Below are 22,571 nucleotides of genomic sequence, written 5' to 3'. Positions count from 1 at the left end.
CGGCCGTCGCGCCCCCCGCGGGCCGGAGGCGGAGCGGTGGGGGGCCTACGCTGAACGTATGAGCACGAAGACCGGGCGGGGCCACGTGGCAGGCCTTCCGACATGGGACCGCTGCGCGGTCATGGGCGTCGTCAACGTCACCCCCGACTCCTTCTCCGACGGCGGCCGCTGGTTCGACACCACCGTCGCCGTCAAGCACGGCCTCGGCCTGGTCGCGCAGGGCGCCGACCTCGTCGACGTCGGCGGCGAGTCCACCCGCCCCGGAGCCACCCGTGTCGACGAGACCGAGGAGCTGAGGCGGGTCATCCCCGTCGTGCGCGGGCTCGCCTCCGAGGGCGTCACGGTCTCCGTCGACACCATGCGCGCCTCGGTCGCCGAACAGGCCCTCGCCGCCGGCGCCGCCCTCGTGAACGATGTCAGCGGCGGCCTCGCCGATCCCGCGATGATCCCCGTCGTCGCGGCCTCCGGTGCCCCCTTCGTGGTCATGCACTGGCGCGGCTTCCTGGAAGGCGGAAACATCAGGGGCGTCTACGAGGACGTCGTCACCGAAGTCCTCGACGAGCTCCACGCGCGCGTTCAGGCCGTTCTGGAAGGCGGCGTCGCCCCCGACCGGATCGTCGTCGACCCCGGCCTCGGCTTCTCCAAGCAGGCCGAGCACGACCTGGCACTGCTCGCCCACCTGGACCGCCTGCACGCCCTGGGCCATCCCCTGCTGGTCGCCGCCTCCCGCAAACGGTTCCTGGGCCGTGTCCTGGCCGGGCCCGAGGGCGCGCCCCCGCCCGCCCGCGAGCGCGACGCCGCCACGGCGGCCGTCTCCGCACTGGCCGCCCAGGCCGGCGCCTGGGCGGTACGCGTGCACGAGGTCCACGCGACAGCGGACGCGGTACGCGTCGCACGCGCCGTCGAGGCGGCTCGCGCGGCCGGCCCCACGCCTGGCACTCCGACCCGCGGCGCGCGCCCCGGCCCCGGAACCGACGAAGGAGCCCGGTGAGCACCGCCCACACCGATGTCGAACAGGTCGAGCAGGCCAACGCCGCCTTCTACGAGGCGATGGAACGGGGTGACTTCGAGGAGCTGTCCTCGCTCTGGCTGACGCCCGCCGACCTGGGCATCGGCGAGGAGTACCACGACCCGGCGGACGCCGGCGTGATCTCCTGCGTCCACCCCGGGTGGCCCGTCCTGACCGGCCGCGGCGAGGTCCTGCGGTCGTACGCCCTGATCATGGCGAACACCGACTACATCCAGTTCTTCCTCACGGACGTCCACGTCTCGGTGACCGGCGACACCGCCCTGGTGTCCTGCACCGAGAACATCCTCAGCGGCGGACCGGCCCCGAAGGAGGGCGAGGAGCTGGGCCCGCTCGTCGGCCAGCTGGTGGTCGCCACGAACCTGTTCCGCCGCACCTCCGACGGCTGGAAGCTCTGGTCCCACCACGCCTCCCCCGTCCTGACCGAGTCCGCCGACGAAGAAGACGACGACTCACCGGCGTGAGGGGGTGGCAGACCCCGCAGGAATGGGTAGGCGGCCGTGAGTGGCGGGAATCACCTACCCTCGGGTAGGACGTGGCTACCGCCCCGTAAGCCACCTTGTTCCCCAGGGAAAACGCCCCACGCCGTCCCCGGCGACGGCTCGGGAGTGCGCTCTGGGGAGGAAACGCTGTCAGTGCCCGCAGGTAGATTCGTTCGCGGGGGGTGTACCGACCGCACTCGGTGCACACCCGTCGCCACCCACGATTGCAGGAGTGATTCGCGTGGATCGTGTCGCGCTGCGCGGCCTCAAGGCTCGCGGGCACCACGGCGTGTTCCCCAGGGAGCGCGAGGAGGGGCAGACCTTCGTCGTGGACCTCGTCCTGGGTCTGGACACCCGGCCGGCCGCGGCCGACGACGACCTGTCGAAGACCGTGCACTATGGCATCGTCGCCGAAGAGGTCGTGGCCCTGATCCAGGGAGAACCCGTCGACCTCATCGAGACGCTCGCCGAGCGCATCGCCTTCTGCTGCCTCAAGCACGCCCCGGTCCGCGAGGTCGAGGTCTGCGTGCACAAACCGGACGCGCCGATCACCGTCCCCTTCGACGACGTGACCGTCACCATCACCCGGAGCCGAGTATGAGCGCCTTCTTCGCCGGGGGTCAGAGCGACCCGACCGTACAGCCGGTGCCCGCCTCCGTGGTGGAGCGGGTGGACGCCGCCGACACGACCCTGCAGAACCCGAAACGGGCCGTGATCTCCCTCGGCTCCAACCTGGGCAACCGCCTGGAGACGCTCCAGGGCGCCATCGACGCCCTGGAGGACACCCCGGGCGTCCGCGTCAAGGGTGTCTCGCCGGTGTACGAGACGGAGCCGTGGGGCGTGACCCCGGGCAGTCAGCCGGCGTACTTCAACGCGGTGGTCGTGGTGAAGACCACGCTGCCTCCCTCCTCGCTCCTGGAGCGGGCCCACGCCGTTGAGGAGGCCTTCCACCGGGTGCGGGACGAGCGGTGGGGCGCGCGCACCCTGGACGTGGACATCATCACGTACGCGGAAGTCGTCTCCGACGACCCGGTGCTGACCCTCCCCCACCCGCGCGCCCATGAGCGGGCCTTCGTCCTCGCGCCCTGGTACGACCTGGACCCGGCTGCCCAGCTGCCCGCCCGCGGGCCGGTGGCGGATCTGCTCGCCGTCGTCACCCGCGAAGGCGTCACACCCCGCCCGGACCTGGAACTCCGGCTGCCTGAGTAGTCGTTAAGGTCTACCGGACCGGGACGCTCCCGGCTTACGACCGTGTACGGGCGACCGACGGCTGACAAAGGGGCATCGTGAGAGAGCTGCGCATCAGGACGCTGGCAGCGGTGTTCGTGGTGGCCGGAGTGCTGTCCTGGGCGGCCGCCCGCCTGTGGAACGCGGTGGGCACCCTCCCCCGGGTCCCCTTGGCCGCGCCCATCGTCCTCGCCCTGATCGCCGTGGTCCTGCTGGCCACGGCGCTCTCCCTCCGCGCCCGGCTCAAGGCCCAGCGGGAGCGCCGACCGGGCGCGAAGGGCGTCGACCCGCTGATGGCGGCCCGCGCGGTCGTCTTCGGCCAGGCGAGCGCCCTGGTCGCTGCCCTGGTCGCCGGCATGTACGGCGGCGCGGGCGTCTTCCTTCTGGAGTCCCTGGACATCCCCGCGATCCGCGACCAGGCCATCTACGCCGGCTTCTCGGTCCTCGCGGGCATCGCCGTCATAGCGTCCGCCTTCTTCCTGGAACGTGTCTGCCGCCTCCCGGAGGACGACGAACACGACGGCAACGCGACACCGGTGGCCTGACAACCGGTGTCCTCATGACGGCCGGTGTCGTAGAACCACTCCGGCGGACGTGCTGCCTCAGCGCGCCATGATGAGGCTCATGGCCTCGTTGCGCGTGGCCGCGTCCCGCAGCTGGCCGCGCACCGCCGAAGTGATCGTCTTCGCGCCGGGCTTGCGGATGCCGCGCATCGACATGCACATGTGCTCGCACTCGATCACGACGATCACCCCGCGCGGCTCCAGGATCTCCATCAGGGAGTCGGCGACCTGCGTCGTCAGCCGCTCCTGCACCTGCGGCCGGCGCGCGAAGACGTCCACGAGCCGGGCCAGCTTCGACAGGCCGGTGATCTTGCCGCTCGTCGACGGGATGTAGCCGACGTGCGCGACCCCCCGGAACGGCACGAGATGGTGCTCACAGGTCGAGAACACCTCGATGTCCTTCACCAGCACCATCTCGTCATGGCCCAGGTCGAAGGTCGTCGTCAGAACGTCCTCGGGCTTCTGCCACAGACCCCCGAATATCTCCCGGTACGCCCGGGCCACCCTCCCCGGAGTCTCGCGCAGGCCTTCCCGGTCCGGATCCTCTCCCACCGCGATGAGCAGCTCCCGTACGGCGTTCTCCGCGCGCTTCTCGTCGAACTCGCCGATCGTGCCCTCGCTGTCCAGCGTCACCGGGTCGGTCATCTGGTGCCTCGTTCCTGCGCCTGCGACGCGCACGGATCGCGCGTCTGCTGTGCGGCCTGAAAACGCCGCGCCCCCCAGGCTAAAACCCTGGGAGGCGCGGCAGAAATCCCGGGCCCTGCGGGGCCCTGGGGAGAGCGGTGACTCAGCTCTCCCGGCGGTCCTCCGGAGCCGTCTCGGCGGGGAGGGCCTCGGTCGCGTTCGCGATCGCCGGGGTCGCGCCGTTCGCACCGTTCGTCAGGGCCAGCTCCTTCGGGGAGAGCACCGGCGGACGGGTGGACGGCGTGCGGCGCGAGGAGCCGGTCCAGGCGGGCCGCGGCGGGCGCTTGACGATCGGGGCGAAGATCTCGGCGATCTCCTCCTTGCCCAGCGTCTCCTTCTCGAGCAGCGCAAGCACCAGGTTGTCCAGGACGTCCCGGTTCTCGACCAGGATCTCCCAGGCCTCGTTATGAGCGTTCTCGATGAGCTTCTTGACTTCCTCGTCCACCAGAGCGGCGACCTCTTCCGAGTAGTCGCGCTGGTGAGCCATCTCACGTCCGAGGAACGGCTCGGTGTTGTCGCCGCCGAACTTGATCGCGCCGAGGCGCTCGGTCATGCCGTACTGCGTGACCATCGCGCGAGCCGTGGCCGTGGCCTTCTCGATGTCGTTCGCGGCACCCGTGGTCGGGTCGTGGAAGACGAGCTCCTCGGCCGCACGGCCGCCCAGCATGTAGGCCAGCTGGTCCAGCATCTCGTTGCGGGTCGTGGAGTACTTGTCCTCGTCCGGGAGCACCATCGTGTAGCCGAGCGCGCGGCCGCGGGACAGAATCGTGATCTTGTGGACCGGGTCGGAATTCGGCGAGGCCGCCGCGACCAGGGCGTGGCCGCCCTCGTGGTACGCGGTGATCTTCTTCTCCTTGTCCGACATGATCCGGGTCCGCTTCTGCGGGCCCGCGACCACGCGGTCGATCGCCTCGTCCAGCATCTGGTTGTCGATCAGCTTGCGGTCGCTGCGGGCCGTGAGGAGGGCCGCCTCGTTCAGCACGTTCGACAGGTCGGCGCCGGTGAAGCCGGGGGTGCGGCGGGCGACGGCCGACAGGTCGACGTCCGGAGCGACCGGCTTGCCCTTCTGGTGGACCTTGAGGATCTCCAGACGGCCCTGCATGTCCGGGCGGTCGACGGCGATCTGGCGGTCGAAGCGGCCGGGACGCAGGAGGGCAGGGTCGAGGATGTCGGGGCGGTTCGTGGCGGCGATGAGGATCACGCCGCCCTTCACGTCGAAGCCGTCCATCTCGACGAGCAGCTGGTTCAGGGTCTGCTCGCGCTCGTCGTGACCGCCGCCGAGGCCGGCACCGCGGTGGCGGCCGACCGCGTCGATCTCGTCGACGAAGACGATCGCCGGGGCGTTCGCCTTGGCCTGCTCGAACAGGTCACGGACTCGGGAGGCACCGACACCGACGAACATCTCGACGAAGTCCGAACCCGAGATCGAGTAGAAGGGGACGCCCGCCTCGCCGGCGACGGCACGCGCCAGCAGCGTCTTGCCCGTACCGGGAGGCCCGTAGAGGAGCACGCCCTTGGGGATCTTGGCGCCCACGGCCTGGAACTTGGCCGGCTCCTGGAGGAACTCCTTGATCTCCTGGAGTTCCTCGACGGCCTCGTCCGCGCCCGCGACGTCCGAGAAGGTCGTCTTCGGGGTGTCCTTGGTGATGAGCTTCGCCTTGGACTTCCCGAAGTTCATGACCCGGGAGCCGCCGCCCTGCATCTGGTTCATCAGGAACAGGAAGACGACCACGATGAGGACGAAGGGCAGCAGCGAGAGCAGGATCCCGACGAACGGGTTCTGCTTGGACGGCGAGACCGTGTAGCCGTCCGGGATCTGCTTGGTCTGGAACTTGTCCTGCAGGATGTTGGCCAGGGACACGCCCTGGCTGCCGATGTAGCTCGCCTGGATCTTGGAGCTGCCCTCGACCTTGACGCCGTCCTTGAGCGAGACCTTGACGATCTGCTCGTCGCCGGTGGTCAGCTTGGCCTGCTGGACCTTGTTTTCATTGATCGCCGCAACGACCTGGCCGGTGTCCACCGTCTTGTAGCCGCCGGAAGAGCCGACGACCTGCATCAACACGACCACGGCAAGGACGGCCAGCACGATCCACATGACCGGCCCACGGAAGTATCGCTTCACGTCCATCCATACGGAGCGGTGCCGCCCCGTCCCTCCTGCCATAGTGAGTTTGATAAAGACAGTTCTTCTGACGGTACCCCAGGATTGTCACCCGCAGCCGCGGGGACCGCTGGCAATACCGTCCACGCCTGCTCCAACGGCGCGAGACCCGCTGGGGTTCCCGAACGTCCTGAAACTCCCCGGACCTCGGGTTCGGCCGCCGGCGCCGACGGCAGGACCGCTGAGGCTCAGCCGCCGTAGACGTGAGGGGCGAGCGTACCGACGAACGGAAGGTTGCGGTACTTCTCCGCGTAGTCGAGGCCGTAGCCCACGACGAACTCGTTCGGGATGTCGAAGCCGACCCACTCGACGTCGATCGCGACCTTGGCCGCCTCAGGCTTGCGCAGCAGCGTGCACACCTTCAGGGAGGCGGGCTCGCGGGAGCCGAGGTTGGAGATCAGCCAGGACAGCGTCAGGCCGGAGTCGATGATGTCCTCGACGATCAGGACGTGCTTGCCCTTGATGTCGGTGTCGAGGTCCTTGAGGATCCGCACGACGCCGGAGGACTGGGTGCCCGCGCCGTAGGAGGACACGGCCATCCAGTCCATGGTGACGGGGGTGGACAGCGCCCGGGCGAGGTCGGCCATGACCATCACCGCACCCTTGAGCACACCGACGATCAGCAGGTCCTTGCCCGCGTACTCCGCGTCGATCTTCGCGGCCAGCTCGGCCAGCTTCGCGTCGATCTCTTCTTTGGTGATGAGCACCTGCTTGAGGTCGGCACCCATGTCTTTCGCGTCCACCCGCATCACTTTCGGTCGTCCCGCCGCTCTGACTGCCGCTCGCCTTCGGGGCGTCTGTGCCGCTGTGGACGGTCATCCGTCCGCGGACACCCACGCGGGGTAGCCGTGACGACTACAGCCCTCGCGGCCGGTGCCCCTGTCTACATGACAGCGGCACGCCCTTCGGCTCGCTCGCGCAGCTGACCGGTCCCTCCCCGAAGGGGTGACCGGGCGCCCCCGCAGGGGACGTGTTTCAGCCTTGCCGAATCACCAGTCTGCCACCCTGACGCTGGGCGACGACTTTGCCCGGAAGATTGATGGCCCCCTGGCCGCGCCAGCCGGTGATCAGCCGGTCCACTTCCTCGATGTGGCGGGCGAAGAGAGAACCGGCCGGAGCGCCCGCCTCGATGGCGGCGCGCCGCAGGATCCTGCGGCGCACGGCGGGGGGCAGGGCGTAGAGCTTCGCGCACTCCAAAAGGCCGCGGGCGTCGCGGACGGAGGTTTCGGCCTGGCCGGCCCAGGCGTCGAGGGCGTCGGCGTCGTCGCGGGAGAGCTGGGCCGTACGGGCCAGGGCTTCGACGACGCCCTTGCCGAGCGCCTTCTCCAGGGCGGGCAGACCCTCGTGGCGGAGCCGGGAGCGGGTGTACGCGGGGTCCGCGTTGTGGGGGTCGTCCCAGACGGGCAGGGACTGGACCATGCAGGCCTTGCGGGCGGTCTGCCGGTCGATGTGGAGGAAGGGGCGGCGATAGCGGCCGCCCGCCCCCGAGACCGCGGCCATGCCCGACAGGGAGCGGATGCCGGAGCCGCGGGCGAGGCCGAGCAGGACGGTTTCGGCCTGGTCGTCACGGGTGTGTCCGAGGAGGACCGCGGTAGCGCCGTAGCGCTCGGCGGCGGCGTCCAGGGCGGCGTAGCGCGCGTCACGGGCGGCGGCTTCGGGACCTCCGGCGCGGCCGACGCTCACGGCGACGGAGGCGACCGGATCGAGACCCAAATCACTCAGGCGTTCGACGACCTCGTCGGCACGCTGATCGGAGCCGTGCTGGAGCCCGTGGTCGATCGTGATGCCGCCGGCCCGGATGCCGAGCTTGGGGGCCTCGAAGGCGAGGGCGGAGGCGAGAGCCATGGAGTCGGCGCCACCCGAACATGCGACGAGCACGAGCGGCGCGGAGAGGCGCTCGTGGGAGGGGGAGTCGCTGTTCGGTTCGGTCGTCTGCTCGTGCTCGGTGAGGACGTCGTGAAGGACGCGGCGGACCGCCAGGCGTATCGCCGCGACCGCAGGATGGGGACCCATGTCCGGTTCCCTTCATGAAGTTGTCGGGGGGTGAGCCCGAATGCTTGTCACTCAGAGTGTGTAGATGGTGACAGAAACGGGCCGTTCCCCGAGCATTGCACGCCTACCCATGGCTCACGGTCCCTCGGACGAGTGATTGGCGGGGCGTTTACCTGCCGACGGCCGGATTCGTGTCACACCGCTCACTCGGGGCTCACGACTCCGCCCTCCGGTGCACCCGCGCGACCCAGTCCGCCGGTTTGGCGATCTCCGCCTTGGTGGGGAGTGTGTTGGGGGAGGTCCACACCCGGTTGAAGCCCTCGATGCCGACCTGCTCGACGACCGCCCGCACGAACCGCTCGCCGTCACGGTACTGCCTGAGCTTGGCGTCCAGGCCGAGCAGCTTGCGCAGGGCGAGGTCGAGACGGGAGGCGCCCCGGGCGCGGCGCTGCTGGAACTTCTCGCGGATCTCGGAGACGGACGGGACGACATCCGGGCCGACGCCGTCCATCACGAAGTCCGCGTGCCCTTCCAGGAGGGACATCACCGCGGTCAGCCGGCCGAGGATCTCCCGCTGGGCGGGCGTCTGGACGAGTTCCACGAACGAGTGTCCCTCGTCGCCCTCCTCGCCTTCCGCGCGGCCTCCGGCGAGTGACTGGACCGCTTCCCTGACGCGCTCCAGGACCGTCATGGGGTCGAGTTCGGTCTCCCCCAGGAAAGACTGGATTTCGCCCTCGAGGTGATCGCGCAGCCAGGGCACCGCGGTGAACTGGGTGCGGTGGGTCTCCTCGTGCAGACACACCCACAGGCGGAAGTCGTGGGGCTGGACGTCCAGTTCCCGCTCCACGTGCACGATGTTCGGCGCGACCAGCAGAAGACGGCCGCCGCCGTTCTCGCCCGCGGGCAGTTCGCGGGTGGCCGGGGCGAAGGTCTCGTACTGGCCGAGCACCCGGGAGGACAGGAACGACAGCAGCATGCCCAGCTCCACGCCGGTGACCTTGCCGCCGACGGTGCCGAGGACGACGCCCCCGGGAGTGTTCCCGCGCCGCTGCTCCATCTTGCCGAGGAGGGGTTTGAGGATCTCCCGGAATCCGGCGACGTTCGCCCGGACCCAGCCGGGCCGGTCGACGACGAGGACGGGGGTGTCATGCACACCCTCCTCGCCCATACGAGTAAAGCCCCGGACATGCTCCTCCGAGGCCTTCGCGTGCCTGCGCAGCTCCGCAACGACGGCGCGGGCCTCGTCGCGGCTGACCTCGGGGCCCGGCCGCACGAGCCGGGTCGCGGTCGCGACCGCGAGATTCCAGTCGACCATCCCAGGAGATCCGGCACCACCGATGCTCGTCATGCGTCAACGGTACGTGAGCTCCGCCACTCGGGGCAGGGCAGCGCAGCGCCGTGCCCTACCGGCAGCCGCAGCCCGCCAGTACCGCCGCCGTACGGTCCAGGGCGGCCCGGGCGGTCGTCTGGTCCATCGAGCCGTCCGTCAGGAAGGCGAACGCCAGTAGCCGGCCGTCGGCGTCGACCACCGTCCCGGCGAGGGTGTTGACGCCGGTCAGCGTTCCCGTCTTGGCGCGGACGAGGCCGATGCCCGAGCGTTCGGCCGCGTCCTCGTAGCGGTCGCTGAGGGTGCCCGTGAAGCCGGCCACGGGCAGCCCCGTGAGGACCGGGCGGAGTTCGGGATGGGAGGGGGAGCCGGCGGCGGCCAGCAGGGCCGTCAGCAGGTTCGCGGTGAGCCTGTCGTCCCGGTTCAGCCCGCTGCCGTCGTGGAACCGTGCGCCGTCGAGCGGGAGCCCGAGCTTCTTCAGCTGGGCGGCGATCGCGGCCGCGCCCCCGTCGAAGCTCGGCCGGCCGCCGGTGGCCAGGGCGGTCTGGCGGGCGAGGACCTCGGCGATGTCGTTGTCGCTGTTGGTGAGCATCCGCTCGACCACGGCGGACAGCGGCGGTGACTGGACGGAGGCGAGGGTCTCGGCGCGGGACGTGGCCTTGGCAGCGGGGGTGTCGGGGGCGGAGGTCTTGATGCCACGGTCGCGCAGCAGCCCGCCGAACGTGCGGGCCGCGTCCGCCGCCGGGTCCGTACTGCGGTCCGCGGGCCCGCTGGTGGAGTCGTCCCTGCGGCCCTCGTCGGCCATCAGCGCGGTGACCGGGGCGAGGTTGGGGTTGGCCCCGATGGGGTGCAGCGCGTCACCCGTGAACAGGGAGGCGTCGTACGCGAGCGTCACCGAGGTCACACGGCGCGTCTTCAGGGCGTCGGCGGTGGTGTCCGCGAGCGTGCGCAGGCTCGCCCAGCCGTCGGCCCGGGCGCGGGCCGTCAGCGTGGGATCGCCCCCTCCGACCAGGACCAGCCTGTCGGTGCCGGGCTCCAGCACCGCGCGGGTGGTGAAGCGGTGGTCGGTGCCGGCCGCGGAGAGCACGGCCGCCGCAGTGGCGATCTTGGTGGTGGAGGCGGGGGTCAGCGCGTCGCCCGCGCTCTTGCCGTACAGGCGCCTGCCGGTCGTGACGTCGACGACGGAGGCGGTGCGCCGGGACCCGAGGGAGGCGTCCTCGAGGAGCTTGTCGAGGGTGGCGGCCAGGGTCCGTACGACCGGCGCCGCCTTGGTGGTGGTGACGCCGTCGACGCCCGCCAGCACGGGCGCGGCGCTCGGCGCGGGCGCCGGTGCTTCCGCCGCAGCGCCGGCGCCACGTCCGTGATCTGTACCACCCTCGTGGCCCCACGCTGCGGCCCGGTCACGCTCGGCCGTACGCTGACCGGAGGAGTCCCAGGGACCGGCGGCGGTCGCGGCCCCCACCGCGAGCGCCAGCCCCAAGACGGCGGCCACGGTCGCCAGCTGCGGGGTGGTGAGCCCTCCGGCGCGCGGACGCGCGAGCTGCGCGACCGGTTTGACGTGCGGCTTCACCGCTCCGGTGAGCCGTGCCACACGAGGTCCCACGGCCTTGGCGACCCGCCGCGCGCGGGGTCGTACGGCCGGGGCCATACGTGCAAGGCGCGGTTTCACGGTCTGCGCAGCCCGCGCCAGACGCGGTCTCGCGGCCCGCCAGGCCCTCAGCTCCGGCACGACCACCAGCCCCTTTCGCGATCACACACCTGCGTGAGGGACACTTAACCACCAGAACTATGTGCTGATCATGGAGGAGCCACCGGTGGAGTTCGACGTCACGATCGAGATCCCGAAGGGTTCGCGGAACAAGTACGAGGTGGACCACGAGACCGGTCGTATTCGCCTGGACCGTCGACTTTTCACCTCGACCAGCTACCCGGCCGACTACGGCTTCGTCGAGAACACCCTCGGCGAGGACGGCGACCCGCTGGACGCGCTGGTCATCCTCGAGGAGCCGACCTTCCCGGGCTGCCTCATCAAGTGCCGCGCCATCGGCATGTTCCGGATGACGGACGAGGCCGGCGGCGACGACAAGCTGCTGTGCGTGCCGGCGTCCGACCCGCGCGTTGAGCACCTGCGGGACATCCACCACGTCTCCGAGTTCGACCGCCTGGAGATCCAGCACTTCTTCGAGGTCTACAAGGACCTGGAGCCCGGCAAGTCCGTCGAGGGTGCCAACTGGGTGGGCCGCACGGACGCGGAGGCCGAGATCGAGCGCTCCTACAAGCGCTTCAAGGAGCACGGCGGTCACTGACCCTGCTGTCGACCGGCGGGCCGCGTGATCCCCAGGGGGTGACGCGGCCCGTTCGCATACCGGTGCGCATACTGAGGCGTACCGGAGGTACGTACCGGACACAGGCATACGACAGACAAGAGGGAAGCAGGTGACGGAGCCGGACGTGGAGGACCGCAAGCCGCGGTCGGACGAGGCGAGGAGCGGGTTCGCGCTCCCCGGGCGGGGCGACGGCGATTCCGCGATCACTTCCGAGTTCACCATGCCCCTGGGGCTCGAGGTGCCCGCGGCCGGCACCGCCGATTCCTCGACGACGTCGGAGTTCGCCGTTCCCGAGGGCCTGGAGGTGCCGGCCGCCGGTACGGAGTCCGAGACGACGTCCGAGTTCTCCGTCCCCAACGGGCTCGAGGTCCCGCAGCCGCCCGCGGCGGAGCCGGAGGGCTCGGCGTTCAGCCCGCCGAGCACCTACAGCTTCCGGCACGCCCCGCCCGCCTTCACCCCGCCGTCCGGCATCCCCGCGGTCCGGCTGACCAAGGAGGCTCCCTGGCAGGACCGTATGCGCACGATGCTGCGCATGCCGGTCGCCGAGCGGCCCGCGCCCGAACCCGTGCACAGAGCCGGAGAGACGGGCCCCGCCGTGCCGCGCGTGCTCGACCTGACCCTCCGCATCGGCGAACTGCTGCTGGCGGGCGGTGAGGGCGCCGAGGACGTGGAGGCCGCGATGTTCGCGGTCTGCCGGTCGTACGGGCTGGACCGCTGTGAGCCGACCGTCACCTTCACGCTGCTGTCGGTCTCGTACCAGCCGTCCCTGGTGGACGACCCCGTGTCGGCCTCGCGGACGGTACGCCGCCGCGGCACGGACTACACCCGCCTGGCCGCCGTCTTCCGGCTCGTGGACGACCTCAGCGACCCGGAGACGGCGATCTCCCTGGAGGAGGCCTACCGCAGGCTCGCCGAGATACGCCGCAACCGGCACCCCTACCCCGGCTGGGCACTGACCGGGGCCGGCGGGCTGCTCGCCGGTGCGGCCTCCATCCTCGTCGGCGGTGACCTCCTGGTCTTCGTCGCCGCCGCGCTGGGCGCGATGCTCGGTGACCGGCTGGCGTGGCTGTGCGCCGGGCGCGGGCTGCCGGAGTTCTACCAGTTCACGGTGGCCGCGATGCCCCCGGCCGCGATCGGTGTCGCGCTCACGGTGACCCATGTGGAGGTGAACGCGTCCGCGGTGGTCACCGGTGGGCTGTTCGCCCTGCTGCCCGGGCGTGCCCTGGTGGCGGGCGTGCAGGACGGGCTCACCGGCTTCTACATCACCGCGTCGGCGCGCCTGCTGGAGGTCATGTACTTCTTCGTCGGCATCGTCATCGGCGTCCTGATGGTCCTGTACTTCGGTGTGAAGCTGGGCGCCCAGCTGGACCCGGACGCGGCCCTGAACCCCTCCCAGCGGCCAGTGGTGCAGATCATCGCGTCGATGCTGCTGTCCCTGACCTTCGCCGTGCTGCTCCAGCAGGAACGGTCCACCGTGCTCTGGGTGACCCTCAGCGGGGGCGTCGCCTGGGTCGTGTACGGCGCCATGCACTATCCGGGGGGTATCTCGCCGGTCGCCTCCACGGCCGTCGCGGCCGGTCTGGTGGGTCTGTTCGGGCAGCTGCTCTCGCGCTACCGGTTCGCGTCCGCGCTGCCGTACACCACCGCCGCCATCGGGCCCCTGCTGCCCGGTTCGGCGACCTACTTCGGGCTGCTGTCGATCGCCCAGAACAACGTCGACAAGGGCCTGGTGTCACTGGCGAAGGCCGCCTCCCTCGCCATGGCCATCGCCATCGGCGTGAACCTCGGGTCGGAGATCTCCCGGCTGTTCCTGAGGATTCCGGGCGGTTCCGCCGAGGGGCGCCGGGCGGCCAAGCGGACGCGCGGGTTCTGATGCGCCCGCGCCCGGGTCAGTCCTGCGGGTAGCCCTGGCCGTACGGGTGGGGCTGCTGCGGGTGCTGCGGCTGTGCCTGCGGATGGGGCTGCGCGTATCCCTGCCCGGAGCCGTACGGCTGCTGCTGGGGGTGTGGCTGCTGGTGGTCCTGGGGGTACTGCTGGGCGTAGGGCTGCTGGGTCCGGCCGTAGTACTCGTCGTAGCCGCCCTGGTTCGTGCCGTACGGCTGCTGCCCCTGCCCGCCGTGGTTCGGGTCGCCGTAAACCTGGTTCGGGTCGCCGTAAACCTGGTTCGGGTCGCCGTAAACCTGGCTCTGGTCGCCGTAAACCTGGCTCTGGTCGCCGTACGTCTGGCTCTGGTCGCCGTACGTCTGGTTCGGCCCGGCGTGCGCCTGGGCCCGGTCCTGGTGGGCCGGCGGCACGGCGCGCAGCCTGGTCGTCGCGTCGTCCATGACCGGGGGCTGCCTGACGAAGGGCGGCTGCTGCGGGGCCGGGGCGTTCTTGGCCTTGGAGCGTGCCCGCAGGAACTCGATGGCGATCGGGACCACCGAGACGAGAACGATCAGGATGAGGATCGCCTCGACGTTGTTCTTGACGAAGGCGACGTTGCCGAGCCAGGAGCCGAGCAGGGTGACACCCGCGCCCCACAGGACGCCGCCGATGACGTTGAAGACCAGGAACGAGCGGTACCTCATGCCGCTGACGCCGGCGATGATCGGCGTGAACGTACGCACGACGGGCACGAAGCGGGCCAGGACCAGGGACTTCGGCCCGTACTTCTCGAAGAACTCGTGGGCCTTGGTGACGTTCTCCTGCTTGAAGAGGCGGGAGTCCGGGCGGTTGAAGAGGGAGGGGCCGACCTTCTTGCCGAACATGTAACCCGCCTGGTCGCCCAGGATCGCGGCGACGCAGATCAGCGCGATCGCTCCCGCCAGGGGGAAGTCCATCTGCTTCGAGGTGATCAGCAGACCGCAGGTGAACAGCAGCGAGTCACCCGGCAGGAAGAAGCCGATGAGCAGCCCCGACTCGGCGAAGACGATGAGGAGCAGGCCCCAGATGCCGAAGGTGTCCAGGAGGTGGTTCGGATCCAGCCAGCTCGGGCCGAGGGCAAGCGTCGTCACGGTTCCGGGCTCCTGAGGGGGTGAGGGCAGGTGCGGCGTCCTGGCGGGCGGCCGGCACGACGGCGATGGCCGGACAAAGCTATCAACGCGCGGTGTCCCCCCTGCGTTCCACCGGTGTCTCCAGAATGCACGCTGCGTGGCCCGGGCCGGAGCGGCGGGCCGGGGACGCCGGGCCACGGGTAAGAGGCACCTCCCATGGAGAGCGCCTCTTGCCCGCCTGGCCGTGCCGCCCCGGGGCTCACCTGTCGTGGCGGTCCGCGTTCGCCGCGATCGCGTCCCTGAGGTGCTCGGCGAGACCCGGTCGCATGGCGTCGTAGTGCGCCTTGAAACGCTCGTCGGAGACGTACATCTCGCCGAGACAGCGGTGGAGCTCGTACGAGCACTCGTAGAACCATGTGCAGATGTGCTGCCGGTGTTCCTCGGCCAGGTCCATGGCCCGCTCCCCGGCCGGGGGCTCGCCTTCGGCCATCAGGGCGCCGTAGCGCTCGCCCCAGGAGGCCGTCTCGGCCTGGATGCGCTTCCAGTCGTCCTTGGTGTAGCGGGCGGTGCGCCGCTGCGACTCGGCGTACTCGTCCGTGCCGCCCCAGCGGCGCTCGGCCTCCTCCGCGTGCTGCTCCGGGTCCTTGTCCCCGAAGACCTCGAACCTCTCCTCGGGCGTGAGGTTGATGCCCATCGTGCGTGCCTCCATGGCGTGTTCCACGGCCGCCGCCATCTTCTGAAGCCTCTCGATCCGGGCGGTCAGCAACTCGTGCTGGCGGCGCAGATGCTCGCGCGGGTCCGCGTCCGGGTCGTCGAGCAGGGCGGCGACCTCGTCGAGCGGGAAGCCGAGTTCCCGGTAGAACAGGATCTGCTGCAACCGGTCGAGGTCCGCGTCACCGTAACGCCGGTGACCGGCGTGGGTGCGCTCACCGGGTACGAGCAGGCCGATCTCGTCGTAGTGGTGCAGCGTGCGCACGGTCACACCGGCGAAACCGGCAACCTGGCCGATCGAGTAACTCACTTCCGCTCCCTTCTGGGTACGCACGTCAGACTCGCGCCTCACGCCGCGTGAGGTGCAAGGCGCATTTCTCCGATGCAAGGCACACCCCCTCCGGGCGCCGCGGTCCGCTGGAGCGCCCCGCGCGCCCGGAACACCCGTAACGCTCGGAAAACACGGAACACCCGGAAAGTTCGGAACGATCGGAAAGCCTGGAACGATCGGAAAGCCCGGAACGCTCTGAACGCTCTGAACTCCCGCGCGCCAGGGCCGTTATGCCTTCCTTGCCCACTTATGGTGACCGCGTGGCCCAGGACACCGCGCAGCAGGCACCCGCCGCCCCGGCGACTCCCGTGCGGGGACTGCTGCCGCTGGTCCTCCCGGCGCTCGTCGTCGGGATCGGGGCCAGTCTCCTCTACCTCGCCCTGAGCGGGCTCGCCTCGCGGCTCCAGCACGTCCTGTGGGAGAACCTGCCACGCCGCACCCGGCACGGCTGGCTGAGCCTGTTCGCGGCCACGGTGCCGGCGCCCTCCCCGGCGGTCCCCGCCCTGCTCTGCATAGCGTCCCTTCCGGCCTGGCTGCTGGTCACGGGGCGCCCGCAGATACAGCTACGGGAGGACGGGACCGCGATCCGCTGAACGGACGGGCCGGAAAGCCGATGAACGGACGGGACCGGAAGCCGGTGAACAGACGGGAGCGGGAGCCGATCAATGAACGAGGCGGCGCATCGCCGAGCGGGCGGCCGGGGAGCAAGTGAACCGACGGCGCGGGATTCATACGCACGGGTGAAGCACCGGGAACCGGTGAACCGGCGGGCACTGCCGGTCCGATGAACGAGTGACGGCGCACACCGCCGGCACACGACACGATGGGAGACAGGACACCATGGCGCTGCACACGGGCCACGGGAAACCCGACGAGCACCCCAGGTCGATGAACCCCTTCTACGGAGAGGCGAACCCGGTCGCCGAGATGACCGAGGCACCGCCCAAGGAACGGCTGCCCGCGGGACCGATGCTGCCCGCGACCGCCTACCAGCTCGTGCACGACGAACTCATGCTGGACGGCAACTCGCGGCTGAATCTGGCCACCTTCGTCACCACCTGGATGGAACCCCAGGCCGGTGCGCTGATGACCGAGTGCCTCGACAAGAACATGATCGACAAGGACGAGTATCCCCGCACGGCCGAGCTGGAGCGCCGCTGCGTGGCCATGCTCGCCCACCTGTGGAACGCGCCGGACCCGCATTCCTCCGTGGGCTGTTCGACGACCGGTTCCAGCGAGGCGTGCATGCTCGCCGGGATGGCCCTCAAGCGCCGCTGGGCCCGGCGCAACGCGGACCGCTACCCCTCCAGGGACGCCCGCCCCAACCTTGTGATGGGGGTGAACGTCCAGGTCTGCTGGGAGAAGTTCTGCGCCTACTGGGAGGTCGAGGCGCGCCAGGTGCCCATGGCGGGTGACCGGTTCCATCTGGACCCGCAGGCCGCCGCCGATCTGTGCGACGAGAACACGATCGGGGTGGTGGGCGTCCTCGGCTCCACGTTCGACGGGTCGTACGAACCGATCGCCGACCTGTGCGCGGCCCTGGACGGCCTTCAGGACCGTACGGGCCTGGACATTCCCGTGCATGTGGACGGCGCCTCCGGGGCGATGATCGCGCCCTTCCTCGACCAGGACCTGGTGTGGGACTTCCGTCTGCCGCGGGTCGCGTCGATCAACACCTCCGGCCACAAGTACGGGCTGGTCTACCCGGGCGTGGGCTGGGTCCTGTGGCGCGAGAAGGAGGCGCTTCCGGAGGAGCTGGTCTTCCGCGTCAACTACCTGGGCGGCGAAATGCCGACCTTCGCGCTCAACTTCTCCCGCCCCGGGGCCCAGGTGGTGGCGCAGTACTACACCTTCCTGCGGCTGGGCCGGGAGGGCTACCGAGCGGTCCAGCAGACCACGCGAAACGTGGCGCGGGGACTCGCCGACCGAGTGGAGGCGCTGGGCGACTTCCGACTCCTCACCCGGGGCGAGGAGTTGCCGGTCTTCGCGTTCACGACCGCGCCGGAGGTGACGGCGTACGACGTCTTCGACGTCTCGCGGCGGCTGCGTGAGTCCGGCTGGCTGGTGCCCGCGTACACCTTCCCGCCCAACCGCGAGGACCTGTGCGTGCTGCGGATCGTGTGCCGTAACGGCTTCTCCACGGACCTGTCCGACCTGTTCATCGAGGATCTGGGCCGGCTGCTGCCCAAGCTGCGGCGGCAGCCGTACCCGTTGACCGACGACAAGGCGGCCGCCACGAGCTTCCATCACTGACACCGCCGGGGGTGCCGGCCGCCCGGCAGGTCAGTCGGAGGGAGTGCCCCGTTCCATGGCCACCAGTTCGAAGGCGGTCTTCCCGTCCAGCGACTCCCGGATGATGTCGGCGTGGCCCGCGTGCCGGGCCGTCTCACGGATCAGGTGGAGCATGAGCCACCGCATCGAGACCCGCTCGTCCGGCGGGAACCAGGGATCGTCGGGGAGCGGAAAGGTGTCATCGAGGCTCGGCACGGAGCGGATGAACGCCTCCGTCTCGGCGGCGACCTTCTCCCAGTAGGCGAGCTGCGACTCGACCGTCTCGTCGCCCAGGAGCTCGAAGCACTCGTGCCAGTTCGCCTCGGTCCGCCGCACCGCCGGAGGCTCCTGCTTGGCCCGGGCGATCCAGCCCTGCTCGGTCTCGGCGACGTGCTTGAGCAGCCCGCCCAGGGACAGTCGGCTCGCGCTGGGGCGGGACCGCGCCCGCTCCTCCGTCAGCCCGAGCAGTGCCCGGCGGATACCGCCCCGTTGTTCCTCCAGGAAGGAGAGCAGTGCTCCGCGCTCGTCGCCCCGCTCTTCCGCGCGTACATGCGTGACCATGACCGGCCGCCTTTCCTCGGTTCTGGCGAGATCGCCCTCAGCCCGACACCGATGACGCTACGGACCCTTGGGGTCAGGTTCTGTCCGCAAGGACCCATGGCCACCATCGGGAAGACTCAGAAAGGGAAAATGCTCCGCCCGTGCTGCACCGAGATCCACTTCTGTGTGGTGAAGGCCTCGACCGTGGTCTCGCCGTTCAGCCGGCCGATGCCCGAGTGCTTCTCGCCGCCGAAGGGGACGAGCGGCTCGTCGTGGACCGTGCCGTCGTTCACGTGGAACATGCCGGTGTCGATCTGCTTGGCGAAGGCAACGCCGCGCTCGATGTCGGCGGTGTGGACGGCGCCGCTGAGGCCGTACGGGGTGTCGTTGACGATGCGGACGGCCTCCTCCTCGCCGTCGAAGGGGATGAGGAGGGCGACCGGGCCGAAGATCTCCTGCCGGAGCAGCGAGGAGCCGGCAGGAAGGTCGGTCAGCACGGTCGGCTGCACCAGGTTGTCGGTGGTGGTGCCGTGCACAAGCGCCGTCGCACCCTCCGCGATGGCCTGCTCCACCGCGCCCGAGATCGCGTCCGCCTGCGAGGCGTTGATGACCGGGCCGACGACGGTCTCCGGGTCGCGCGGGTCACCCACCTTCAGGGACTTGACCTTGGCGACGAACTTGTCGGTGAACTCGGCCTGGATCGAGCGGTCCACCAGGACACGGTTGGCGGCCATGCAGACCTGGCCCTGGTGCACATAGCGGCTGAAGACGGCCGCGTCGACCGCGTAGTCGACGTCCGCGTCGTCCAGCACCACCAGTGCACTGTTGCCGCCGAGTTCGAGGATGGAGCGTTTGAAGAGCGACGCGCAGACGGTGGCGACGTGCCGGCCGACCTTGTCGGAGCCGGTGAAGGAGATGACCTTGGGGATCGGGTGCTCGAGGAAGGCGTCACCGATCTCCGCTATGTCCGTGATCACGACGTTCAGCAGACCGCCCGGCAGCCCCGCCTCCTCGAAGATCTTCGCGACCAGGGAGCCACCGGTGATCGGCGTGTTCTGGTGCGGTTTGAGGACCACACCGTTGCCGAGGGCGAGCGCCGGGGCGACGGACTTGATCGACAGCAGAAAAGGGAAGTTGAACGGGCTGATGACGCCCACCACACCGACGGGCACACGGTAGAGGCGGTTCTCCTTGCCGTCGATGGGGGACGGGAGGATCCTGCCCTCTGGGCGCAGCGCCAGCTGGATCGACTCGCGCAGGAACTCCTTGGCGAGGTGCAGTTCGAAGGCCGCCTTCAGCCGGGTACCGCCCAGTTCGGCGGTGATCACCTCGGTGATCTCCGTCTCGCGGTCCTCGATGAGTCTGAGGGCCTTCTCGAACACCGCGCGGCGGGCGTAGGGGTTGGTGGCCGCCCACTGCTTCTGGGCGGCCGCGGCGGCCTTGTAGGCCGCATCGACCTCCTCGACCGTGGCTATCGTGATCGACGCCAGCTTCTCGCCGTCGTACGGATTGAAGTCGATGATGTCCCAGGAGCCTGTGCCCGGGCGCCACTCACCACCGATGTACTGCTGAGCCAGATCGGTGAAGTAGGACGACATGTGATCCCTCAATCCCTTGCAACCGAAGCAGACACCGTTCACCCATACGCGCTCGCGTCACGGTCTGATCAAGCGTCATCGTACTTGCGTGCAAGGTCAGTTGGAGGAGGGCCGAGGATACTCCGGGTGGACTCTCAGGAAAGCTGGAGCAACCCTCGCAGCAGATCGCGGCTTTCGTCCGGTCCGGGGCTGTCCTGCTGCAACTCCTTCATCGCGGACTCGTACTGGAGGACGTCCTCGCGCTTGTCCAGGTACAGGGCGCTGGTGAGCTGCTCCAGGTAGACCACGTCGGACAGATCGGACTCGGGGAAGCTGAGGATGGTGAAGGCCCCGCTCTCACCGGAGTGCCCGCCGAAGCCGAACGGCATGATCTGCAACCGGACGTTCGGCCGCTCCGAGACGTCGATCAGATGCTGCAACTGGCCGCGCATCACCTCGCGGTCGCCGTAGGGGCGGCGCAGGGCGGCCTCGTCGAGAACGACGTGAAACTGCGGGGCCTTCGTCGAGAAGAGGTACTTCTGCCGCTCGAGCCGCAGGGCCACCCGCCGGTCGATGTCCGCCGCGCTCGCGCCCTTCATGCCCCGGGCGACGACAGCGTGCGCGTACGCCTCTGTCTGCAGCAGTCCGTGCACGAACTGGACCTCGTACGAACGGATCAGATGTGCCGCGCCCTCCAGGCCGACATAGGTGGGGAACCAGCTCGGCAGCACGTCCGAGTAGCTGTGCCACCACCCGGCGACATTGGCCTCCTTCGCGAGGGAGAGCAGAGACGTCCGTTCGGTCTCGTCGGTGATCCCGTACAGCGTCAACAGGTCTTCGACGTCACGCGTCTTGAAGCTCACCCGTCCCAACTCCATGCGGCTGATCTTCGACTCCGAGGCCCGGATCGAGTAGCCGGCCGCCTCCCTGGTGATGCCGCGCGCCTCCCGGAGGCGCCTGAGGTGGGATCCCAGCAGAATGCGCCGCACCACCGACCCGCTCGAGTCCCCAGCGCTCACTTGTCAGCCTCCCCAACGGTCCTTCGATCGCGAAGTCTGCCACTAAAACACTTCGAGCAGTACTCGTGCGGTTACAGAAATGGAAAGCAGTCAAATCTGAGACGAGTGAAAGATCAGAAGCTGCAAGCAAGAGGGAAGAAAGTGGCAGAAGAAATAAGCAGAAAGCGGTACGTGGGCGCTTAATTCGGGCGCGTGCACGTGCATCTGCCCTTGCATCTGCCTGGCTCATCCGAAACCATGGTCCCGCGCCACCGCTGCATCGCACCGACCGCGAACACCCGGGAGTGCCTCGCATGGGGACGAATGGATCGACCATGCTCGAGCCCTTACGGCAGGGACTTCCGCCGCTCGACCTCACGGCCGTGTCCAGCGCAGCCTCATGTGCTCTGCCGGCCCGTCTCGAAGCGGTCCGGGAAGCACGGCAGTTCACCCGCAGAACCCTGGGCCAGTGGGACGTGGGCGAGCGCTTCGACGACGTCTGTCTCGTGGTCTCCGAACTCGTGACCAACGCGTTGCGGCACGCTCTGCCCTCGCCCTGCCTCCGCGCGGGCGATCAGGACCCCCCGGTACGGCTGCATCTGATGCGCTGGACCACGCGCCTGGTGTGCGCCGTGCGGGACCCCAGTCACGACAGTCCGGTCGCGGGCGACTCCGAGGACTTCTCGGCCGAGTCGGGCCGCGGGCTGTTCCTGGTCGACTCGTTCGCCGACGGCTGGGGCTGGCACCCGCTCGCGGGCACATTGAACGGCAAGGTGGTCTGGGCCCTTTTCCGGCTGCCGTGCGCGCCGGGGTGTGCGGACTGAGACCGGCAGCGCTCACCGAGGCCCCGGTTCTACGCGTGTTACGTCCTGCGGCGCGACAACGCACCGCAGGACGAGCACGGTTGCGCCCCGGACGCAGGACCGCCCGGGGCCGGCGGGGCGGCCGCACATCCTCTGATCTACGCGTGTTACACGTATCTGCACTTGTGAACGCAGGCCCGCGCGCGTCACACGATCAGATGGTCGAACTCGCCGTCCTTGATGCCGAGGAGCATCGCCTCGATCTCCGCACGGGTGTAGACGAGCGCGGGCCCGTCAGGGAAGCGCGAATTCCGCACCGCCACCTCTCCCCCCGGCAGCCGGGCGAACTCCACGCAGGAGCCCTGGGAGTTGCTGTGCCGGCTCTTCTGCCAGGCCACTCCGTGCAGCTCCGTCGCAGCCATGCCGTTGTACACGTCATCCACGTCGCACACGTCGTGGTCCACAGGTCGCTCCCGGGTGGTGCATTGGCTGGTAATGGCCATCGATGCAGCGGTCAACTGCCTCGGATCATAACTCTGTTCACATGCAGATGCATGGGCAGATGCACGTGCACGAGG

Annotated in this window: 21 protein-coding genes and 1 pseudogene; 10 read left to right on the top strand and 12 right to left on the bottom strand. The window is 69.7% G+C overall.

The features are described from left to right. Positions 1-58: 58 nt before the first annotated feature. The 5 genes from folP to ABZ876_RS06900 all read left to right on the top strand — a co-directional run bounded on the left by folP (position 59) and on the right by ABZ876_RS06900 (position 3,281). Positions 59-991 (top strand): dihydropteroate synthase, encoded by a 933-nt coding sequence (folP, locus tag ABZ876_RS06920; RefSeq protein WP_361775359.1) that lies wholly within the window; start codon positions 59-61, stop codon positions 989-991. Further along, entirely contained in the window at positions 988-1,491 is a 504-nt protein-coding gene (locus tag ABZ876_RS06915) for a nuclear transport factor 2 family protein (RefSeq protein ID WP_361775356.1), read from the top strand. The genes folP and ABZ876_RS06915 overlap by 4 nt, the downstream gene beginning before the upstream one ends. A 259-nt stretch (positions 1,492-1,750) precedes the next feature. Continuing rightward, on the top strand, positions 1,751-2,110 hold the full coding sequence (folB, locus tag ABZ876_RS06910) for a dihydroneopterin aldolase (protein ID WP_361775353.1): 360 nt from the start codon (positions 1,751-1,753) through the stop codon (positions 2,108-2,110). Then, positions 2,107-2,718 carry a 2-amino-4-hydroxy-6-hydroxymethyldihydropteridine diphosphokinase gene (gene folK, locus ABZ876_RS06905; RefSeq protein ID WP_361775350.1) on the top strand — a complete coding sequence of 204 codons (612 nt, stop codon included), beginning with the start codon at positions 2,107-2,109 and terminating at the stop codon, positions 2,716-2,718. Before folB ends, folK begins: the two co-directional genes overlap by 4 nt. Positions 2,719-2,795: 77 nt before the next feature. Beyond that, entirely contained in the window at positions 2,796-3,281 is a 486-nt protein-coding gene (locus ABZ876_RS06900) for a DUF3180 domain-containing protein (protein ID WP_361775347.1), read from the top strand. 57 nt (positions 3,282-3,338) lie between these two features. On the opposite strand, the gene folE is transcribed toward ABZ876_RS06900, so the two are convergent. From folE to dacB, 6 genes are all read right to left on the bottom strand, one after another. Next, a complete protein-coding gene (gene folE / locus ABZ876_RS06895; RefSeq protein WP_361775344.1) occupies positions 3,339-3,944 on the bottom strand; it encodes a GTP cyclohydrolase I FolE in 606 nt (201 codons plus the stop codon). 142 nt (positions 3,945-4,086) lie between these two features. Next, positions 4,087-6,111 (bottom strand): ATP-dependent zinc metalloprotease FtsH, encoded by a 2,025-nt coding sequence (gene ftsH / locus ABZ876_RS06890; RefSeq protein ID WP_361775615.1) that lies wholly within the window; start codon positions 6,109-6,111, stop codon positions 4,087-4,089. Positions 6,112-6,332: 221 nt separating this feature from the next. After that, complete coding sequence (hpt, locus tag ABZ876_RS06885) at positions 6,333-6,893, bottom strand: hypoxanthine phosphoribosyltransferase (RefSeq protein ID WP_055523757.1); 561 nt, start codon at positions 6,891-6,893, stop codon at positions 6,333-6,335. Between the two features lie 226 nt (positions 6,894-7,119). Further along, a complete protein-coding gene (tilS, locus tag ABZ876_RS06880; RefSeq protein ID WP_361775341.1) occupies positions 7,120-8,157 on the bottom strand; it encodes a tRNA lysidine(34) synthetase TilS in 1,038 nt (345 codons plus the stop codon). Positions 8,158-8,350: 193 nt separating this feature from the next. Beyond that, positions 8,351-9,484 (bottom strand): zinc-dependent metalloprotease, encoded by a 1,134-nt coding sequence (locus ABZ876_RS06875; RefSeq protein WP_361775338.1) that lies wholly within the window; start codon positions 9,482-9,484, stop codon positions 8,351-8,353. Between the two features lie 55 nt (positions 9,485-9,539). Then, positions 9,540-11,198, bottom strand: a complete 1,659-nt coding sequence (gene dacB, locus ABZ876_RS06870) for a D-alanyl-D-alanine carboxypeptidase/D-alanyl-D-alanine-endopeptidase (protein WP_361775335.1) — start codon at positions 11,196-11,198, stop codon at positions 9,540-9,542. Positions 11,199-11,277: 79 nt separating this feature from the next. On the opposite strand from dacB, the gene ABZ876_RS06865 reads away from it, so the two are divergent. Together ABZ876_RS06865 and ABZ876_RS06860 are read left to right on the top strand one after the other, a co-directional pair. Then, complete coding sequence (locus ABZ876_RS06865) at positions 11,278-11,769, top strand: inorganic diphosphatase (RefSeq protein ID WP_361775612.1); 492 nt, start codon at positions 11,278-11,280, stop codon at positions 11,767-11,769. A gap of 241 nt (positions 11,770-12,010) precedes the next feature. Continuing rightward, complete coding sequence (locus tag ABZ876_RS06860) at positions 12,011-13,663, top strand: threonine/serine exporter family protein (protein WP_361775609.1); 1,653 nt, start codon at positions 12,011-12,013, stop codon at positions 13,661-13,663. A gap of 16 nt (positions 13,664-13,679) precedes the next feature. On the opposite strand, the gene ABZ876_RS06855 is transcribed toward ABZ876_RS06860, so the two are convergent. Next, positions 13,680-14,783, bottom strand: coding sequence for a VTT domain-containing protein (locus ABZ876_RS06855; protein ID WP_361775333.1), 1,104 nt, complete (start codon positions 14,781-14,783; stop codon positions 13,680-13,682). Between the two features lie 238 nt (positions 14,784-15,021). Continuing rightward, on the bottom strand, positions 15,022-15,783 hold the full coding sequence (locus ABZ876_RS06850; protein ID WP_361775330.1) for a MerR family transcriptional regulator: 762 nt from the start codon (positions 15,781-15,783) through the stop codon (positions 15,022-15,024). Between the two features lie 458 nt (positions 15,784-16,241). On the opposite strand from ABZ876_RS06850, the pseudogene ABZ876_RS06845 reads away from it, so the two are divergent. Beyond that, positions 16,242-16,397 (top strand): annotated as a pseudogene (locus tag ABZ876_RS06845) (ion channel protein); the annotation flags it as partial. Positions 16,398-16,644: 247 nt separating this feature from the next. Then, a complete protein-coding gene (locus ABZ876_RS06840) occupies positions 16,645-18,057 on the top strand; it encodes a glutamate decarboxylase (protein WP_361775327.1) in 1,413 nt (470 codons plus the stop codon). A 30-nt stretch (positions 18,058-18,087) separates the two neighbouring features. On the opposite strand, the gene ABZ876_RS06835 is transcribed toward ABZ876_RS06840, so the two are convergent. From ABZ876_RS06835 to ABZ876_RS06825, 3 genes are all read right to left on the bottom strand, one after another. Then, complete coding sequence (locus tag ABZ876_RS06835) at positions 18,088-18,636, bottom strand: DinB family protein (protein ID WP_361775324.1); 549 nt, start codon at positions 18,634-18,636, stop codon at positions 18,088-18,090. A gap of 116 nt (positions 18,637-18,752) precedes the next feature. Further along, positions 18,753-20,213 (bottom strand): aldehyde dehydrogenase family protein, encoded by a 1,461-nt coding sequence (locus ABZ876_RS06830; RefSeq protein WP_361775321.1) that lies wholly within the window; start codon positions 20,211-20,213, stop codon positions 18,753-18,755. Positions 20,214-20,347: 134 nt separating this feature from the next. Further along, the gene (locus tag ABZ876_RS06825) at positions 20,348-21,184 is read right to left on the bottom strand and encodes a helix-turn-helix transcriptional regulator (protein ID WP_361775606.1); all 837 of its coding nucleotides are present in this window, start codon (positions 21,182-21,184) and stop codon (positions 20,348-20,350) included. 320 nt (positions 21,185-21,504) lie between these two features. On the opposite strand from ABZ876_RS06825, the gene ABZ876_RS06820 reads away from it, so the two are divergent. Continuing rightward, a complete protein-coding gene (locus ABZ876_RS06820; RefSeq protein WP_361775319.1) occupies positions 21,505-22,014 on the top strand; it encodes an ATP-binding protein in 510 nt (169 codons plus the stop codon). 185 nt (positions 22,015-22,199) lie between these two features. Here ABZ876_RS06820 and ABZ876_RS06815 read toward each other — a convergent pair whose 3' ends face one another. Continuing rightward, positions 22,200-22,457, bottom strand: coding sequence for a DUF397 domain-containing protein (locus ABZ876_RS06815; protein ID WP_361775316.1), 258 nt, complete (start codon positions 22,455-22,457; stop codon positions 22,200-22,202). Between the last annotated feature and the right edge of the window lie 114 nt (positions 22,458-22,571).

It is taken from the genome of Streptomyces sp. NPDC046931, from assembly GCF_040644655.1.
Classification (GTDB): Bacteria; Actinomycetota; Actinomycetes; order Streptomycetales; family Streptomycetaceae; genus Streptomyces.
This window is presented reverse-complemented; position numbering and strand designations above follow the sequence as displayed.